Origin of the sequence: uncultured Fibrella sp. (assembly GCF_964250085.1) — a bacterium.
GTDB lineage: Bacteria > Bacteroidota > Bacteroidia > Cytophagales > Spirosomataceae > Fibrella.
This window is the reverse complement of sequence record NZ_CAXUEC010000011.1, coordinates 35,012-53,478: the sequence shown is the minus strand read 5'-3', so window position 1 is coordinate 53,478 and position 18,467 is coordinate 35,012. Positions and strand designations below refer to the sequence as shown.

15 protein-coding genes are annotated in these 18,467 nt (G+C 55.2%); 4 read left to right on the top strand and 11 right to left on the bottom strand.

Annotated features, from left to right (window positions below):
* Positions 1–263: 263 nt before the first annotated feature.
* The 6 genes from ACFE8Q_RS26015 to ACFE8Q_RS25990 all read right to left on the bottom strand — a co-directional run bounded on the left by ACFE8Q_RS26015 (position 264) and on the right by ACFE8Q_RS25990 (position 9,199).
* Positions 264–2,621, bottom strand: a complete 2,358-nt coding sequence (locus ACFE8Q_RS26015) for an ABC transporter permease (protein ID WP_375448378.1) — start codon at positions 2,619–2,621, stop codon at positions 264–266.
* 205 nt (positions 2,622–2,826) lie between these two features.
* Positions 2,827–4,215, bottom strand: coding sequence for a flavin monoamine oxidase family protein (locus ACFE8Q_RS26010; protein ID WP_375448377.1), 1,389 nt, complete (start codon positions 4,213–4,215; stop codon positions 2,827–2,829).
* A gap of 64 nt (positions 4,216–4,279) precedes the next feature.
* On the bottom strand, positions 4,280–6,868 hold the full coding sequence (locus ACFE8Q_RS26005; RefSeq protein WP_375448376.1) for a DUF5686 family protein: 2,589 nt from the start codon (positions 6,866–6,868) through the stop codon (positions 4,280–4,282).
* Between the two features lie 262 nt (positions 6,869–7,130).
* Entirely contained in the window at positions 7,131–7,760 is a 630-nt protein-coding gene (locus ACFE8Q_RS26000) for a porin family protein (protein WP_375448375.1), read from the bottom strand.
* A gap of 531 nt (positions 7,761–8,291) precedes the next feature.
* The gene (locus ACFE8Q_RS25995) at positions 8,292–8,738 is read right to left on the bottom strand and encodes a nuclear transport factor 2 family protein (protein WP_375448374.1); all 447 of its coding nucleotides are present in this window, start codon (positions 8,736–8,738) and stop codon (positions 8,292–8,294) included.
* 20 nt (positions 8,739–8,758) lie between these two features.
* Positions 8,759–9,199 (bottom strand): hypothetical protein, encoded by a 441-nt coding sequence (locus ACFE8Q_RS25990; protein ID WP_375448373.1) that lies wholly within the window; start codon positions 9,197–9,199, stop codon positions 8,759–8,761.
* A gap of 218 nt (positions 9,200–9,417) precedes the next feature.
* Here ACFE8Q_RS25990 and ACFE8Q_RS25985 point away from each other — a divergent pair, with 218 nt between their 5' ends.
* The 3 genes from ACFE8Q_RS25985 to ACFE8Q_RS25975 all read left to right on the top strand — a co-directional run bounded on the left by ACFE8Q_RS25985 (position 9,418) and on the right by ACFE8Q_RS25975 (position 11,852).
* On the top strand, positions 9,418–10,422 hold the full coding sequence (locus ACFE8Q_RS25985; protein ID WP_375448372.1) for a sensor histidine kinase: 1,005 nt from the start codon (positions 9,418–9,420) through the stop codon (positions 10,420–10,422).
* Entirely contained in the window at positions 10,419–11,141 is a 723-nt protein-coding gene (locus tag ACFE8Q_RS25980; protein ID WP_375448371.1) for a LytR/AlgR family response regulator transcription factor, read from the top strand. Before ACFE8Q_RS25985 ends, ACFE8Q_RS25980 begins: the two co-directional genes overlap by 4 nt.
* 90 nt (positions 11,142–11,231) lie before the next feature.
* Positions 11,232–11,852 (top strand): lipoprotein signal peptidase, encoded by a 621-nt coding sequence (locus ACFE8Q_RS25975; RefSeq protein WP_375448370.1) that lies wholly within the window; start codon positions 11,232–11,234, stop codon positions 11,850–11,852.
* A 97-nt stretch (positions 11,853–11,949) separates the two neighbouring features.
* On the opposite strand, the gene ACFE8Q_RS25970 is transcribed toward ACFE8Q_RS25975, so the two are convergent.
* From ACFE8Q_RS25970 to ACFE8Q_RS25955, 4 genes are all read right to left on the bottom strand, one after another.
* Positions 11,950–12,723 carry a hypothetical protein gene (locus ACFE8Q_RS25970; RefSeq protein ID WP_375448369.1) on the bottom strand — a complete coding sequence of 258 codons (774 nt, stop codon included), beginning with the start codon at positions 12,721–12,723 and terminating at the stop codon, positions 11,950–11,952.
* Between the two features lie 361 nt (positions 12,724–13,084).
* Positions 13,085–13,759, bottom strand: a complete 675-nt coding sequence (locus tag ACFE8Q_RS25965) for an aquaporin (RefSeq protein WP_375448368.1) — start codon at positions 13,757–13,759, stop codon at positions 13,085–13,087.
* A complete protein-coding gene (locus ACFE8Q_RS25960; protein WP_375448367.1) occupies positions 13,756–14,184 on the bottom strand; it encodes a DoxX family protein in 429 nt (142 codons plus the stop codon). The genes ACFE8Q_RS25965 and ACFE8Q_RS25960 overlap by 4 nt, the downstream gene beginning before the upstream one ends.
* A gap of 60 nt (positions 14,185–14,244) precedes the next feature.
* A complete protein-coding gene (locus ACFE8Q_RS25955) occupies positions 14,245–14,829 on the bottom strand; it encodes a Crp/Fnr family transcriptional regulator (protein WP_375448366.1) in 585 nt (194 codons plus the stop codon).
* A 193-nt stretch (positions 14,830–15,022) separates the two neighbouring features.
* On the opposite strand from ACFE8Q_RS25955, the gene ACFE8Q_RS25950 reads away from it, so the two are divergent.
* Entirely contained in the window at positions 15,023–15,742 is a 720-nt protein-coding gene (locus tag ACFE8Q_RS25950; protein WP_375448365.1) for a hypothetical protein, read from the top strand.
* Between the two features lie 233 nt (positions 15,743–15,975).
* On the opposite strand, the gene ACFE8Q_RS25945 is transcribed toward ACFE8Q_RS25950, so the two are convergent.
* Positions 15,976–18,360 carry a TonB-dependent receptor gene (locus tag ACFE8Q_RS25945; protein ID WP_375448364.1) on the bottom strand — a complete coding sequence of 795 codons (2,385 nt, stop codon included), beginning with the start codon at positions 18,358–18,360 and terminating at the stop codon, positions 15,976–15,978.
* Positions 18,361–18,467 lie beyond the last annotated feature (107 nt).

Genomic DNA, 18,467 nt, shown 5'->3' with positions numbered 1-18,467 from the left:
ATTATACGGATACACTTCTGTTAAACTGGCCTTGTATAAAGCGTTGCTTCATGGCCCAAAGCTATTCAAAATGAGTAGCAACTGAAGTCTTGCCCTAAAGGGCATAGCTTCAACTAGCTTACCTTAAAAGTGAGGCTTTATTCACCTAATACTAGATCAAGTTGCCCTTCTATCAACCGTATTGGCTTGTTGATAGAGGGGCAACCGTCTTATAGGATCAACGACATGGGTAACACTTTGCGTTGCTCACACAAACCGGCGAGTCAATCGACTTGCAGGCTTTCGATGGGGTTGATCAAGGCGGCCTTAACACTTTGCGTACCTACCGTCAGCAGGGCTACTACCATAGCCAGCATACCCGCCAGCGGAAAGATCCACCAGTCGATGTTGATTCGGTAGGCGAACTCGGTCAACCACTGGCTCATTGCGTACCAACCAATTGGCGTGGCGATCAGCAGCGCAATCAGCACCAGTTTGAGGTATTCGCCAGAGAGTAGAGTGATGATGCTGGAAACACTTGCGCCCAACACCTTTCGTACGCCAATCTCTTTGGTACGTTGCTCGGCGGTGTAGGCAGCCAGGCCAAACAAGCCCAGACAGGCGATGAAGACAGCGATGAATGAAAAGTAGTTGAACAGTTGACCCGTACGCTGGTCGGCCCGGTAGAGCCGGTCGAAGCTTTCATCGATAAATTGGTACTCAAACGGGTAGTCTGGATTGAAAGCCTTCCACACTTTTTGGGTGGCAGCCACTACAGCTTCAGCCGACCCGGCATTAGCCTTCACGTAGACACGGCTCCGCCAGTTGGGCGAGACAAACAGGACCATCGGACCAATGGATTCGTGCAGCGACCGGAAGTGAAAGTTTTTGGCCACGCCAATGATCGGCCCGGTCACGTCGTGCAACGTCAGTCGTTTGCCAACAGGATGTTGGAGGCCCATTTGCCGCACGGCCTCTTCGTTGAGGATAAAGGCATTGGAGTCGGTTTTCATGGCCGACGAAAACCCACGACCGACCAGCATCGGAATACCGAACGTCTGGGTGAAATTCCGGTCAACCGATAGCTGATTGAGAATGATGTTGACATTGGGTGCTTTCCCTTCCCACTCCCCGCCCGACGACGAACTGTTTACGTCATTCAGATCACTACTGGCCGAGGTAACATTACCCACGCTCGGTTGACGGGCCAGTTCGTCGCGGAAAGCCTCGTATTGCGCATCGAGGTTGCCCCGAAGCGAGAAACTGAGGACATTCTCTTTGTCGTAGCCTACGCTCTTGCTCCTGATGTAGTGCAGTTGCCGGGAGACAATCAGGGTGCTGGCAATCATGAGAATAGACAGCGTGAACTGAACCACTACCAGCCCTTTCCGCAGGGTAATCCCTGCTTTTCCGGCCTTAAAAACGCCTTTCAATACCTTCACCGGTTGCAGGCCCGACAACATCAGGGCAGGATAGCTACCTGCCACCAAGCCAGTGGTCAGTGCTACCAGCATCAGGGTGAGTAAAGTCTGGCCAGTGAGCAGATTAACAGTTAACTGCTTGCCTGTTAGATTGTTATATATGGGCAGTAGCAACCATACTAAGGCCAGTGCAATCAGCAAAGCCATGCTGACCATCAGGAACGATTCGCTCAAAAACTGCCCGATAAGCTGCCCCCGGTAGGCCCCTGCTACCTTCCGCAGGCCTACCTCTTTAGCCCGTTTAGCCGAGCGGGCCGTAGACAGATTGGTGTAATTGATGCAGGCGAGCAACAAAATAAACAGGCCAATTGCCGAGAAAACATAGACGTACTGTAGGTTGCCGTGGGCCTCGCCGTTGCCTTCTACCGTTTTGTCGAGATAAATGGCTGGCAGTGCCTGAAGGTACAACAACCCATCGTTTTGGGGATCGCGTCGCTTCAGAACGGTGCCTACCTGCCGATTCACAGCCGCTACTGATGCCCCGGGGCTTAGCTGGGCGTAGGTGATGTAATTGTAGTCGTCCCAGTTGTTTTCCAGGTCAGTACCCCGCTCTTTGAGGTAAACGAAGGGCATTAGGAAATCGAACGACAGGTGCGAATTGGCAGGTACGTTCTGCAGGATGCCCGTTACGGTCAGGTCGTGTTTGTTGTTGATCCGAATGATCTTGCCTACCGGGTCTTCGGTGCCGAAGTATTTAGCCGCCAGACTTTCCGACAGGAGGATGGAATGCGGATTGGTGAGTGCAGTGTGCATGTTCCCTTTGAGGAGTGGGAAGGTAAACATCTGCAAAAAGGATGGATCTACTAAGGCTCCCTTTTTTTCATCGAAGACGTTGGTTTGATACGCCAACAGTGCCCGACCTATGGATGAGAACCGACTAACCTTATCAATGCCGGGAATGTCGCGTTGCAGGGTAGTGGCAAGGGGCGCGGGGGTAGAAGGATAGTGTTTTGTCTCATTCGACATCTTCCACTGCGCCACCACCCGGTAGAGCTGCTGGCTGTTTGTATGGAAATTATCGACGCTTAGTTCGTCCTGCACCCAGAGCAATAACAGGATACTGGCACTCATCCCAACGGCCAGCCCCAACAAGTTGATGAGGGTGAATACCTTGTTATTCTTCAGGCTACGAAGCGCGATGAGTATGTAGTTGCGAAGCATGGTAAATAGGAGTGATCACGCCGATGCAGCTATCAATAACTACACCGTGCTCATTTCTACCTAATTATCAGCACATTAACACTATTTTTTCTCATGCTGTTTGTCCGTAAACGGACATATCCCATCCAAATACGTACACCTATCAGCTACAGAAGATGCCCCTTCTCGCCTTCATGGACACCGGTACAGGCACTCCGTAGTCACGTTACTTAATCGTCAACAGAGCCTCCGCTTCCCGCCGGCCAGACAGATAGGCCCCGTGGGTGTAGCTGTGGTACTGGCTAATGGTGGCCTCGCCCGCGAAACGCACCCGCCCAAACGGAGCGGCCAGTGCCGCGCAGTATGCCGCGGACGCGCCTACAGGTACGTGCATGTACGAACCCCTTGAGAAAGGGTCATTCTGCCAGGCGGTAGTCAGAAAATGAGTAAACTCGATGGATTGATTGGGCCATACTTTGTGCAACCGATCCTGCCAATAGGCCTGGTTGCTGGCTGGGTCGTGCTGTTCCAGACGTAGCGCAGCCGACCCCACCGGCATGGCAACCAGTATGGGCTTACCCGTGTAATGATCGTAATTCACTAAAATATCATTACCACTTCGCCCCGCCCCCAGCAGGCCCAGAAACTGGGCGTCGCTTTGCCAGAATTTTTGGGTGAAGCGCATCACTACCTTGTTCATCAGGCCGGGCGCAAGGCCCTGAATGGCAGTTTGTTTGGCAGGCGGCAGTTCAGGCAAGAACACGATGTCGGCCCGTTGCAGCACGCCAAGCGGCACGGTTACAATGACTTGGTCGGCCTCAAACACCTGCTGATCCGTTTCGACGGTCACACCAGTGGCGGACTGTCGGATCGCCCGAACAACCGTTTTCAGCCGCACGTCAATACCGGCTAACAATTGACGCACGAGAGTGACATACCCGCCGGTCACCAACTGGTCGCGTTCCCGACCCGTATGGGTGTCGTTACCCGGCAGGTACGTTTTGGCCGACGCATCGCGGAGTGAGCAGGCCAGTTCGTTTTCAACCGCGCTCATTAAAAAATTGAACACCTGCCCGTCCCGCCCCCGGTGTGTTGCCGGATCGGCCAGCCGGTTAATGGCTTCGTACAGGGAATAGTCGGTCGTTGAGGTCCGCACCTGGGTACTGGCCGTTCGGGTTAGCCTGGTCAGGCGGTTGTTCATCCGAAACAGCCGCAGTTTGCCCACCCGTTCGCCGTCTTCGTAAAACAGGTTTAGGTCATCATAGGCCGAAGGCTGGGTAACAACGCCCATTTGCCGGGCCAGCGGGAGCAATGGGTTGCCGGTTGGGTTATGAATCCAGTTGGCCCCCAGCTCGATGGGTAAGCCAAGCGAGTCATCGGTATGAATACGCCCACCAATGCGGTCGCGGGCTTCGAGCACAATCACCTGGACTCCCTGCTGCCGCAGGGCCTGAGCGGCTGCGGCCCCGGCAATACCCGCCCCCACCACTATGACGGTGCGTGTGGGGGCGGTTGCTGGCGTTCGGTTCGCAAAAGTGGGCAGGGCAACCCCGGCGGCCGACGCCAGTAGGAGCCGGATGAAGGAAAGGCGGTCAAGAACAGGTTGGCTGGACATAAGGAACGAGGTGAAGCAACGTTGCGGACGGTGTGTAGGAACGGGCGTGGGCCGGGCAATGGGGTTATAAGCTGAAACGAAACGAGGCTTTAAGAGCGAAGGGTATCGCGCCGGGCACTTGTCGGTAAGTCAACCGGTGAATGATATCAAGGCGTAGCACCTTGAAGACATTTTCAACGCCGTAGCCCACCTCCACGTAGGGAACCGACCCCAGCGCGTAAACCGGAGCCAGCGTTTGCCCCGCCCCGTCGGTGCTGGCCAGTAGCTGCTGATTGGCCACACTCAATCGGCCCCACAGGACGTTGGCCGTCAGAAACGACCGCCATGCCCAGCGCCCGATTAATGGTAGACGGTTGGTCAGCCATCCGTCAAAACGGTGTTCCGCCGACAGCGATACGTAACGGTCAGAGACAAATTCCCCGACGTTCATCAGGTTGTACGCCTGCCGGTTATAAAACGGCGTCTGGTTCCCGACGTGTACAGATAACAGCGGAAACGGTAGCGTGGAAGGTGTATAACCAGCTTGTAGTGTGTACTCCGTGCGACCTAGCAGGCCCCAGCGCAGCGCGTGTTGCCACTCCGCCTGTACTTTGTGGTAGGCGATCTCGGCGGGCGCACCGGGTGTCCAATACACGCCATAAGCGTAGCGCAGCGTAATAACCGGGCTGACGGTCCCCGACCGCCGACGGAGCCGGGTCGAATTGGCCCGGCGGGTGGGTAACCGACCGGGTGCATAGCGCAGTTCGCCAAACAGTTCGCCCGTGGCAAACGCCCGGCCCAGCCTCATTGGTGATTGACCAGGCATTGGAACTCCCGCCATAGGGGCAGAATCGAGTGGGGTGGGCAAGCGGAAAGCAAACGGAAAGGCGGGGTCGAACGTGCGGTGCCGCAACCCCATTGTGCTGGTGATGTCGCGCAGCACGTCGCGCTGAACAGACAAGCTGGTTTGGCCCTGGTAGTAGGCGCGGGGCAATTGCCCGAACCGGTTAACGACGCTGAAAAACGGCAGCTCAGCCCCTTCATCGGACCGCAGGCCAAGCTGATCGAGGTCGTAGCTCGTTTTGAAGGCAAGGAGCGTAAGGGGTTGGCGCGACGGGATGAAGTTGATTTCCAGTCCTGATTTCCAGACCCTGTCGCGGGTACCGTAGGCTGCGTAGGCTGCCAGTTGCCAGCGTCGGCTAAAGGCGTTGTTGGTTTGGAGCCCCAGCCGCAGGCGGTGCCCTTCCACTTGATTGTAAGCCCAAACCGACAGCAACGACCCCACCTGAAGGCCCGGCAGCACCCGAACGTACCCCCCGTTGAGGGCAAAGGTCGTGGCCCGCACGTAGGTCCGCACAATGGGCTGGCTGCGGAGTGTATCGAGCATCGACCGGGCGTTCACGCTAATGGATTGGTCGGTAGTGGTACGCAGCGTTTGCCAATACGTTTCCGGTGCCGCGCTGCTGTCGGAGGCCAGATCCACCTCAGTATCGAAAAAGCCCGTGGGTTTGGGTTGGTTTACCTGGGCCTGACGTGTCGTGGTCAGGTACTCGACCCGTGCGCCAAACGTGTTTTTCACCAGTTCACCCACCGACACCGTGAGGTGCAGCCGTTCGGGGAGCCAGTAGCTTCCGGCACTATCCAGCGTTTCGTAGGTCTGCTCGAACCGAATGCCGTTGATAAAGTTGATATTAGCTTCGGGACTGATACGCCCCTCGATCTGCACCAGCGCGTAGGTCAGCGTGTCGATCCAGACCCGGCCCTGCATCACCAGATCGCGGGGGTTATGCGGGTCGAAGTCGATGGCGTAGCAGGTATGCCGCCCCATCTGCGTGGTGTCGACCAGAAAGTACGTGTAAGCCGCCCGTCCGTTGGCCGACAGGGGCGAGATAAACTCTTTGCGGAACAGGCCCACCGTGTTCTGGTAAAAATTGAGCGTATTGAAACCCGCCCCGGTGAACAGGGCCACGAAGCTGTCGTCGGTCAGGCCCACGCTGCTGATGTTAGTTTTGAGAATGCGCTCCTTCGTCAAGGTCGGCTGTTGCCGACCGTAGAGCCGGGAAACGGTTTCGGACACAAACACGGGCAGCACAAACGCCGAATCCGTGGTGCGGCCCAGCTGCGCCTGCTCGAACGGGCGCAGCAGTTTTTGCACCGCCCCCCGCCGACGAAACCCTTCCGAGAGTTGATTCAGGCCGATGGTCAACTGGCTGTAGGCTTCGTACTCGTAGGCCGCTGCTCGCCGATAATCGGTCTGATTCCGGTGGGCGACCACTTCGCGCAAAATGCGGAAAGCCGGATTTTCGCCTGCCCGCACGACCACTTCGCTCAGGGTCTGATTCGCCGGGGTCAGCAAAATAGTCAGCGGCTGGGTTTGGGCGGAGTCGAGGGCCACGCGGGTGGTCTGGTAGCCCACCGCCGTAACAACCAACGTATCGGCGGGCTGCTTAAGCACGAGCTGAAACCGCCCTTCGTCGTCTGCCGACGTACCCACCGCTGTACCCCGCACGGCCACGCTGGCAAAGGGCACCGGTGCCCCCGAACCGGTCTCCGCTACCTGCCCGTTAACCGTCCGTTGGGCCTGTGCAGCACTACCCCAGCCAGTGACGATGCCTAACGTCAATAGCGTAATGCGTAGCAATTGCAAAAAAATAAGGTCCAGTCCGTTCTTCATAGCGTTGTCGAACCACCTGCGCAGGACTAAGCCTGTCGGGCGGTGTTGATTCGCTGGTGAAGTTGAACGTCGGACGAGGGGCGACCAAAAAAGATGGACGAACTGGGTTAGTTGGTTGATGAACTACGTTGAAAACGTATATAGAACGGCTTACGATCTCATCCTTTGGATCGTTGGTCAGCGGGCCATGAATTGCTATCGCCCGGCGAAACTCACGACTTATATTGAGTGGTTCGCGCAGATTCTTATAGGACTACCAAACTCAAAAAAGGTACCCGAGTGACAACATAGCTACCCGATTTCGGAGTGCCGTTTCGCCCTGAGTAACCCCAGTACTGGTTATGGACTGGTAACTTGCTACCTGACTTAATCCAAAACTATACCGAAGACCCAGATCAACGTACTTACTTAGGCTGTAGCGTAAGCCAACATCTACTCCCACATCTACCCTGTTTGATAGGTCAATCACCCGTGAGTTGCCACCCAGTAAATAGCCGATTTCCGGTCCTACCTCTACAGCGATACGTTCGCCAATCAGGTAGTTAGCGAGCAACACGCCGTTCAGATAATGTGCGTATTGCACATAGCTGCCAGTAGGCTGGGTAAACTGAGCACCTTTTAAGCTATACAGCAGTTCGCTCTGTAGGGCCACCCGCTTACTAAGCCAGTGGCGATGAAAAGCACCCACGTGAAAAGCAGGTATCGACTGGTTTTCGAGCCGGGCTTCAATTGGTTGACTTACGGTAAATTTAGCCAGATTAAAGCCAACTTTCAGACCAGTTCTGTTGGGCAAAGCCTGTCCAGATGCCGACAATACAGTGAAGTGGCTAACCACACAACTTATCGTTAAAAACAAGGTGTAATTCACTCTTTTTATTGTAATTGAACGCATCTCGTCTGTGACTTAGAGAGTGGTGCATTAGGGTAGTGGTTGCCTAAATGCTTCGGAGCAACGTGACTCACCCGCATATAGGCTGTACTACTGGAGTTATTAACGACAGTGCTCAGCTGGTTAGTATCGAAAAAATAAGCCTTCCCGATGGCTTGTGGTTGCTTCACAAGCCGATCCCTTCCGTGCTGCATCGCTACCAGTTCATTCAGCTTGGAAACGTTGCTGCTATTTTCTTCCGGCCTCGCTTCTAAGTACTCCATAGTGGCTTCCTGCCCGACGATGTTTCGGAGCGGTATGCTACTAAAGGAAGAGTCAACGTCAGCCCTCCACGCAGCAAGTTTTGGCCCGGTGCTCAGACGTGAATGACCCTGGCTAAAAAAGCCAGCTAACCACAGAGGCAAAGATAATTCTCCACCTCAGGCCGTCGGGACGTACCTGACGCACAACGAGCGGGCGAACAAAAGCAATTGTATTTAAAAGTACCGACTGACAGGTACTCGCCCCTAACCGCCAGCCGGTGTCTTATACGCCTTATTCGATAAATCGAACTTCCGTGATTTTGCCGTCTTTTCCGAAAGTGTATATACCCACGCCCAACATTAGGGTTTTTCCTACACCGTGTGTGTTTTCCACCGCCGTAGCAATGTGGCCCTGCACCACGCGGTGCACAACCTCACAGCGAAGTGTAGGGTACAGTTTGAACACGCTCCCGTACAGAATCCGCAGGGCGGTTTTGCCGCGCGCCAACACCTTGTCAGGATAGGTGTAGATGGTTGCACTGTCGCTGTAGGTAGCCAGAAAAGCCTCGATATCATGGGCATTGTAAGCCTTTACCTCCGCCTGCGCTAAGGCGGCTACGTCTACTCCGGCGTTAGCGACGGGGCGTACGGATTGGGCCATGGCCGGGGTCAGGTGTCCTGCCAGCCAGAGTAAGAGTAGCAGTAGTCGGGCGAGCAGTCTGATCAGTTTGCCGGGCATCGTGTTGTTGGCGAAGCGGCTTAATTAGCCCGTTCGTAGGTAACGGGCAGGCGCAACGGCAGGGTAGCCAGCACAAGCTGTTTGGGCGAAATCGAGATCACGCTATCCTGTACTTCGGTGCTATTGGACCGGGTCCGAATGATGACGCACTTATCGTCCGAGAACCGCCACTTGTTGGTTTGGGGTCCCTGGGCTGTTGTAATGTTCAGCGTACCATCGGCCTTGTAGTCGTAGATAAACGACTCGATCAACTGCTCGGCCATGCCCGGATTGGCTTCAAGCTGCTCGACAATTTCGGGGTTAGTGCCTTTGAGTCGCTCGATGAGTTGTTTTTTAGCGTTAGGTAGGCCATCCGCAGCTACTTTCCAGGGGCCAAGAATGTCGGTAGCGGGGTCGGCTACGGGGGTAAAGCTGGTTAGTAGCGTACCCAGGGTGAGGGCGGTCAGCAATAGTTTGTGCATAGTGATAGCTGTTTAGTTTGTCTGTTTCGCTGAGACAAAACAAAAAGATGGCCCCTAACTCTACTCCAGATAATGACCAACACCCCATTTTGATGTTGAAAAGCTCCAGAAAACGCACGAACAGTGTTTATCATTCTACTGGGCCGTTCGGCCCGGTCCGGCGGGTTATGGCGGGCAGGTACGTAATTTTACTCCGTTGACTGTTAGGCCATTTTCTAATGAGCGTCTGGAAAACCCTGTTTACGTCCCGCCCACTACTACACGTCTTGTTCTGGCTGACGTGGTACGGCTACGGGGTGTATTTCACGCTCATTGGCATCAGCCCGGCTCCCCCCAATTATTACGGTCTGCTGCTGCTGATTCACGGTGTCTTGGCCGCCGTGTGCTACGCCCACCTCTACGGGCTGCTGCCCCGTCTGTTGAGGCCTGGCCGGTATGTGTACTACGGCTTGTCGCTGGCCGGGCTGGTTGGTGTGGGCGCGTTGCCGCTGACAGCCATTGCCCTGGCTTTAAACAACCATCAGCACGGGTTCGGACAAACATTCAGCGCTGAACTCACCAATATTGCCTTGTTCCTGAGCATCACCACGTTTCTGCATCAGTACCGACAGCTTCAGCGCAACAACCAGAGTCTGCGCGAGAAGCAGGTGGAGACCGAGCTGAACCTGCTCAAGCAGCAGGTCAACCCCCATTTCTTTTTCAATAATCTAAACAGCCTCTACTCGCTCTCGCTGGCCCAGTCGCCCCACACGCCTGTCCAGATTCTGCGGCTGGCCGATCTGATGCGCTATATGTTCGATTTTGCCCCCCAGCCGCAGGTGGCGTTGCAAAAAGAAATCGAATACATCCAGAACTACGTTGCCCTTGAATCCATGCGGCTGACAGACCCCACAACCGTCCGGCTCACCGTGCAAGGCGACCCAGCGGGCCGGGTTATTGCCCCCATGATGCTGCTGCCCTTTGTGGAAAACGCCTTTAAACACGGCATCGAACAGCAGTCGCGGCAGGGCGTGGTGAGCATCGACGTGGGCATTCAGGCCAACGGTCTGTTTCTGTGGGTCGAAAACACCCGCCCCCCGGTAGTTTTGTCCCAGCCAGAACTACCCGGCACGGGCATCGCCAACGTGCGTAAACGGCTGAACCTGACCTACCCCAACCAACACACGTTGCACATCGACGAATCGCCCGGCCACTTCCGGGTTTCCCTCCACCTGACCCTATGAGTTACCGTTGTTTACTGATCGACGACGAACCGCTGGCACTCGACATACTGGAACGCTACGTGGCCCAACTACCCTCACTGCGGATGGTGAAACGCTGTAGCGATGCCTTCGAGGCCCTACGGGTACTCCATGCCGAACCGGTCGATCTGCTGTTTCTGGATATCAAGATGCCGGGCTACTCCGGGGTTCAGCTTATCCGCAGCCTGCCCAATCCGCCCCCAATTATTCTGACGACAGCTTATTCGGAGTTTGCCGTGGAGAGCTACGAGCTGGGGGTAGCTGATTATCTGCTCAAACCGTTTTCGTTCGACCGCTTTCTGAAGGCTGTCAACCGGGTAATGGGTACGCCCCCGCTGCGTGAGCCGCCCCCGGTGGCCGGGCCGGGCGTTGCTGCCTTCGTCTTCCTCAAAGCCGACCGGCAGATTCACAAGCTGGACCCCTCGGCCATTCAGTACGTGGAGGCTTACGGCAACTTCGTCAAGGTGTACCTGACCGATCAGATGCTGCTGGCTTCCGACCGGCTAACGGCCTTAGAAGAGGTGCTGGTCCCGCACCAGTTTTTGCGAGTGCATCGGTCGTTTCTGGTGGCTCTTCACCGCATCACCCGGTTCACTAGCACGGCGGTGTGGATCGGGAAACAGGAAATTCCGGTGGGTAATCTCTACCGCAGAACCTTGACCGAAACACTCCAGAAACAAGGCAACTGGCCCGACACCTGATTGTCAACAAATAGCCATTGATAGATACTGTAATTGGTCAACAAAAAGCCGGGCTTATCACGATATACATCGGCAAAGCCTGAAATTTTCATGGAAAAGCGCAAGCGATTACTCCGCGTCCTGCTGACTTGCTGTCTGCTAACGGGCCTAGATCAGGCCACGAAATTAGGCGTACACCTCACCATGGCCCCCGGCCCGCTGGGTGAATTGCCCCTGATCGGCACCTGGTTGAAACTACATTACGTTCTTAACCCCGGCATGGCCTTTGGTATGCAGATCGGGCATGAATACGGCAAACTGGTGCTGGTTGGTTTTCGGCTGCTGGCGCTGTGGTTTATTTGCACGTGGCTGGTTCGGCTGAGCCAGCAACCTGCGCCCACGACGGCGGTTGGGGCAGTAACGTTTATTTTTTCCGGTGCCCTCGGTAATGTGATCGACTCTACCTTCTATGGGGTACTGCTCCACAATGCCCCTCCTGATTCGCCGATGGCCTGGTTTCACGGTCAGGTGATCGACATGATTTTTGCCGATGTCTGGGAAGGATTTTTACCTCGTTGGCTACCTGTCTGGGGCGGGCAGTTTATATCCATGCCCATCTTCAACCTTGCCGATTCATTTATCTTCATGGGCATCTGGTGGCTTTTGCTGTTCGAGCGTCGTTTCCTGAATCAATTGCTGACTCCATCGCCCGCCGAACGCTACAGTTTGTAAGGCTTCACCACTCCTTTTTGCTGCTCTCGCCCTGCTCAGTTGCCACTGGTGAGCGGTGTTACCTCGTTGGCAATTCAACAGCGGCACCACAGGCCGATCATTTTCCACGCTGCTTCGCTACCAGTTCGTTTAGCCGGGCCGTGTAGAAGACGCTCTCGGCTTGTCGCGCTGCTACGAAGCTAACAACAGCATCCTGATAGGCGATGTCCTGCGGAGTCATTCGATCCCGGCGTGACTCGAACTCAGCTTTTAACTCATCAAGTTTCTGTGCGGTTTGGGTTACTGACTGTCGGCAATTCAGCCGGAAGGTGTCGATTTTTTGCTGCCAGTCCGGGCGTGTCCAATTGCCCTTCGTGTTCTTGAGCGCGTAAAAAGCCAGCCCCGCGTTTCGCGATTGGGTCAGCACGATGTCGATATACTCTTCTTTGAGCGAGACGGGTGCATCGGCGTTGACCAGCAGACCGGTGCCGATGAGCATCACGCTTGCGCCAATCTGCCGGTAATAATCCCGACACGGATCTGATTGCGTACTCGCGAATAGTTGCTGTACCGATTCGTGGGTCTTTCGCCAGTCACTGCGCCAGGTAGCCGTGTCAATCGGATACAGCAGCTTATACTTCGCCAGTGTAGCTGTAACGGCAATCTCATCATACGGAATACTGTCAGAATGGAAAATGACCACAGGCACTGTATGATAGGCGTTGCGCTGCACCCGCTCAAACAGCTCACCATCGCTGGGCACACGTTGCAATTCACCAAATAGCATTGCCCCTCGCGCCCGTTGCCCGCCCGCAAGAATAAGGTTGTTGGCTTTTTCGGAGCAGCCTGTCAGGATGATGCCCAGCAAAACGATGCCAAAAAACGTTCCCATACTGATTGCTCAGAAAATGAAGCAGTTGTGTTCGCTGGTACAGTACCGTATTAACCACAAATTACCCCTCTCAATCCGGCGCAAATTGCTGAAGATGTATTGGTTACCCGCCAAGAGTCGACTAGCCGGTTCTGTGGCTCGCAATTCTTCAGTCACCCATTATGCTAACAAATCTAATAGAACGCCACACGGTAGCTCAAAGGCTATACGACACCCCAAAGCCTGCCTAACAACGTACCTGCAATAGGCGGCATGATTAACCCTTCTCTGTGATTCGCAACGGAACGCTCTATGCTCGTTGAGCGCGACGATCATGGGCTATTTATAAAAAGCCCCAACCATTCGCTGATAGGTCTGGTGGTCAGGGGTATTCAGATAAAACCAGATACCGACTGATGGATGCCCCTGCCAGGCTCCCTACCATCGGTACGACGATGAACAGCCACACTTGCCGCAGTGCATCAGCCCCCGCAAATAGAGCCGTGGCTACCGAATAGGCCGGGTTATACGACGCGCCCGTTACGTATAGGCCCAGCCAATGCAACACCATCAGCAGCGCACCTACCGTTAAACCTCTCAACAGCAGCGGGCGGGTGGTCAGGTACACGACAGCCAAAGCGGTACTGCCCACAAACTCAATAATAAGGGCCGAGGACATGGCGTATGCATCAACGTAGCCCGTTCCCCAGCCATTGTGGGCAAACCCAAATGTGGTAATGTCGTAGGGAGCAGGTAGCCCCTGCACAACTAACCAGATGCCTCCCGCCCCCAGTATGGCCCCTGTTACCTGTGCCAATATATACTTAGCTAGCCCCCGTGCCGACAAGGCCTGATTTCGATAGGCCGCCAGAGATAGGACCGGGTTAAGTTGCCCACCGGATAACTGAGCCACAGAATAAAATAGAGCTGCGTAGGTCAGGCCAGCCGTGGCCCCGATACCCAACAAGCCAGCCCCTTTGGGCGCAATCACATCTACCCCAACAGTGATAAACACCAGCAAGGCGGTGCCGATTAGCTCGGCCACAAATGCTCTCATGAGTTACCCATCTGTTTAGCGAGCCAGCTATCCACCGACCAAACCCCCGACCCATTAAACAGGAAAAAAAATGATACCGCCAGCATATGCAACGCGTCGAAGGTTTTGCTATATGGATCTTGCCAATGCACCACGAAAATGGCTACTAGGAACAGCAAGATGAGCGGCAGGCTAAACCAGCGGGTTTTGAAACCCGTCAGCAACGAGAGTCCCCCCAAAAACTCAGTGCTGACGTAAAGCCAGGCCATCAGGTAGGGAAGCGGAAAGCCCAACTGCGCCAGAAACGGCGCGCCGTTATCGCCCGCCTTCAGGCTGAATATGTCCTCGTAGCTATATAGTATCAGGTGCATTCCGAAGGCGAGTCGAATAAACAAAACGGCATAGGGTGTTAGGTGAATCGTTGCTCGCTGCAATACGTCACTCATGGAAAAGGCAGTTTTGATGAAACCGTAAAGGTGCCTCTTCGGTAGCCGGAAAAAAGTGTACTAAGTCAATAAATCAGTGGGAGGTCGGCGCAGGCGGCTCAAAAAAGCCGGACTAATGCCAAGGTACGAAGCAATATACTTCTGGGCGACTCGCTGCCCCAAGGTAGGGTACTGCTGCAAGAACTGCGCGTAACGCTCTGTAGCTGGCAGGGTGAGGTGATCGAGGACACGGTCCTGCGTGGCCATTAACCGATTCTGGAGCAGAAGTCGAAAAAAGCGGTCGAGTTTAGGAACATGGTCATAAAGTGCTTCAAGTTGAGGGCGGCTGATACGCAATAGGTGGGTGGATTCCATAGCCTCGATGGTAATAGCTGATGGTATACTTTTTAAAAAACTTTTTAAACTCCCAGTCCACCAGCCCTCGGTGGCAAACATCAGCGTGTGCTGAGTATCTTTCACCGTATAAAACGAGCGCAGACACCCGCTATTGACAAAGTATTCATAGCGGCACACGTCGCCTTGGTGAATCAGCACTTCCCGCCGTTTCAGGTATTGGGGCTGAAATGCAGCCCGGATGTTATCGATCTCAATTTCATCGAGGTGTACCTGTCGCTCAATTGCTTCAATCAGTAGTTGGTAGGTCATAGACAGTGCGCAGGGTTAGTAGCATCCACGTAATGGACCCGCTACACTCAACAAACGTATAGCTATTTTGATATGGACATAATGTAGGCGGCTAAATTCCCTTCGATCCATTTTTTCAACCTACCATCATACTGTTGGTTCCACTTGCCGGGACGGCGAACATATTTACTCATAAATCAACCATACGCCGATTATGAAGTATATACTGACCTTTTTACTTTTATGCTGTTACAGCCTGAGTCACGCGCAACTGACACCTTCCGTCAAAGCGATTGACAAACAATGGATCAAAGAAGAAGCCTACAGGATGGCTTGGTATATGGTTCGCGACACTGCCCAGATACAGATTGGCACCGTATCCACTCACTTGACGACGACTAAAGACCGCTTAACGGCGGTAACATCGGTGGCCATGAAAGGAATGAAGGGCGATTGGGTTGATTCGACAGTCTGTGTCAGAAACACCTTAGAGCCGATTCGTCATGCCTCGTACAATATGCAACGCGACATGGTCCTGAACTTTGGCAAGGTGGTAACGGGCTTCTACCGTGATAAGCTGCGTAAGAAAGACACGCCCATCAACGACACCACCCGAACTCCTTACTTCGACAGTAACCTTTACCCGATTCTGATTCGCTGGTTGCCGCTTAAACAGGGGTTTACCCAGAAGATAGCCATCTACGATTACAACCCATCCGCGAAAATTGGGGTAATCACCGCGTCGGTTGGTAACGTAAGCAGTGGTACATACGCCAGCAAAACAGCAGGGTTGCGAAACGTATGGGTAGTAGACGTGACTGACGAGATTGGCAATGGAAAAAGCACCTACTTTATCGATAAAGCCAACCGGCGGCTTTGGAAACAAACGATGGAAGCTAATGGCCGTACTATGGTGATGGTTGTTATTGAGTAGACCAATTAGAAGGCTCCGCACCGGCAATAAGATGGTAAAATTACGGGTTGCCGCTGCCGAAAATGAACAGACTTCACCCCGGCAGTTATGTCCACCTCGAAGATTTCGTGGTCCAAAATCACAGTCCTATCACTATCGATTATGCACAGCCCCCACAATGTCGGGTATAGGTAGTGATCTTCGACAGGCCTATACTTGACAGTGTGAACTTGTTGCAATGTGGTTGTTAGCTTTCAGAACGCGACGCGGTAGCTCAGCACCGGCAGCAGGCCGTTCTGGTAGACCACCCGCACGGTGCCGCTGGTGGGGTCGAAGGAGCGGTTAAACTCGTTTTGGCGGTTGATGAGGTTCTGCACGTCGAGTGAGAGGGTGCGCGTGGAGTGGGGCCGCTGCTTTTTCCAGCTTACCCGCAAGTCGGGCCGCAGGTAGTCTGTGAGTTGGAGGCTGTTGGTCAGCGCATCCACGTACACCGTCTGGCCCTGCGCCCGCGAGGCCGCTACGTCGATAGGCGTGTCGCGGTAGCCGCCCGCGTAGGTCAGCTTGACGTTGAGACCCAGCGTACTGTTGCCAACGATAAATTCCTTACCAGCCAGCAGGCTCGTCGCCACGCGGCCATCGAAGCGGGTACTGCGCCATATTGCATCCGAACCCTGGTACTCCGACCGGTACAGCGACGACGACAGCAGAAAATACACGTTGTTTTTCAGGAATTGCTCCAGCGTCAGCTCCAGGCCATAGTTGCGGCCGGTGCCTGCGTTAACCAGCCGCTGGATTGGAAAGTTGGTTTGCTGGTTAAGCAGGGAATACGCATCGCGCCCGGCAGCACTCACCGGCACGTCGAACAACCACTGGTAGTAGCTTTCTACTTTCAGCCGCAAGGCCTCGGTCAGCAGCCGGTCGTAGCCCAGCACGACATGGTGCGCCCGCGTGAAGCCCAGCCTCCGGTTGGCCTGAACCAATCCCCGCTCCTGCGCCACCACCGAAAACAACGTACCCACATTGGGTACCTGCGAATGCAGCCCGTAACCCAGGCTCAAGCTCTGCCCCTCGCGAAAGGCCCAGCGCAAGGCGGCCCGTGGCTCGATGGACGCCCGCCCGTTGAGCAGTAACCGGAGGTAGTGCGCCCCGGCGTTGAGCGTCAGTTGCTCGGTGGGTCGGAACTGCCACTGCCCGAATGCCTGCACGGTCTGGGTCGTCTGGTCGGCTACGGCTACGGTCGGTTCGAGCTGCTGGGGCTGGGGCTGGTAGGCGGCCTGGTTCAGGCTGAACCCAAGCCGGGCACCGATAGCCCCCAGCCGGACCGTATGGCGGGCGTTTAATTTGTAGGTAAGCGTACTGGACAGAATATCTTTGCGGTTCAGATAGCGCGACTGTTCGCGCCCGTCCAGCCGAAGCTCGTCGGTCAAAAACTGACTCTGGTAGGTGTAACCGTAAGCCGAAGCTAAGGCCACCGTCTTCAGTGTGGCCCGCCGTCCCAGGTTCAGCGTGTGGGTCAGGCCGACCGCGCCGGTGTTGGCCGTCAGTTGCTCGTTCAAGCGGTCAAAGTCGTATTGCCACTGCGTCGAATCGCGTTTGGCGGGTGTATCCTGGCGGCTCAGGCCCCCAAAGCCAAATAAAGTAAACGTACCCAGCCGGTTGGTGGGCAGATAAACGTTGAACGAAAAATCCTGAAAAGTCGTCGTACCGCTGCCGAGGTTAAAGCCCACCTGCCGCAGCAGCCCCAGCGTGGAGTAACGGTAGTTGAACAGGTACGAACCCTTGTACTTCTTGCTGAACGGCCCCTCACTCGATACGTCGAGGCCCAGCACCCCGGCCTGCACGTAGCTTTCGCGTTTGGCGTTGTTACCCCGGCGCAGCCGCAGATCGAACACGCCCGACAGCGCGTTGCCGTACTCAGCGGCAAAGGCACCGGTCAGAAAATCGGAGTTAGCCAGCAGTTGGGCGCTCAGGATCGACACGCCCCCCGCCGACGTACCCAGCTCGGCAAAGTGGTTGGGGTTGGGGATTTCCACGCCTTCCATCCGCCACAGCAGCCCGTTGGGGGCGTTGCCCCGGATGATAATCTGGTTGTTGCCATCATTACCGCCGACGACACCCGCGTAGGCGGTGGCCATGCGGGCGGGGTCGTTGATGGCAGCCGCGAACCGACCGGTTTCCTCCACCGAAAACGTCCGGGCTGATACCGTCGAGAGTTCATTGAGCGGCTTGTCTTTGTCAACCGTGGGGCGGATGGTTACCTCTGCTAATTGCGAGACGCTTTCGTCAAGTGCGATGGTCAGCACCAATTCTTTACCGGAATCGACCGTGAGGTTGCTCAATAATCGTTCTTTATAGCCCACCACCGACACCCGTAGTGACTGTCGCCCCACCCGCACGGCTGGAATCCGGAAAGTACCTTCCGCATCGGTGGTTGTACCCTGCAACGGCTCCGAGCCAAGCAGCACGACAGAAGCACCGGGCAGGGGCGTTTGCAGCCCGGCATCGACCACCGTGCCCCGAATAGTCTGGGTAAATGATTGAGCAACGCTTACGGAGAATGAAGCCGCGAAAAGCAGCAGGGACAGGATGGGTCGGGCGGGGTGGTGGCCCGGTCGTGGGCGGGTGGTCAGCGTTTTCATGAGGATTGTGCGTGATGACGGGGCAAAACTGCCCGGCCCAACGCGCAAGCCGAAGAAAGAGTGACCAACGCTACCTACCCACTGACCAACACTGTCAGAAACAGGGC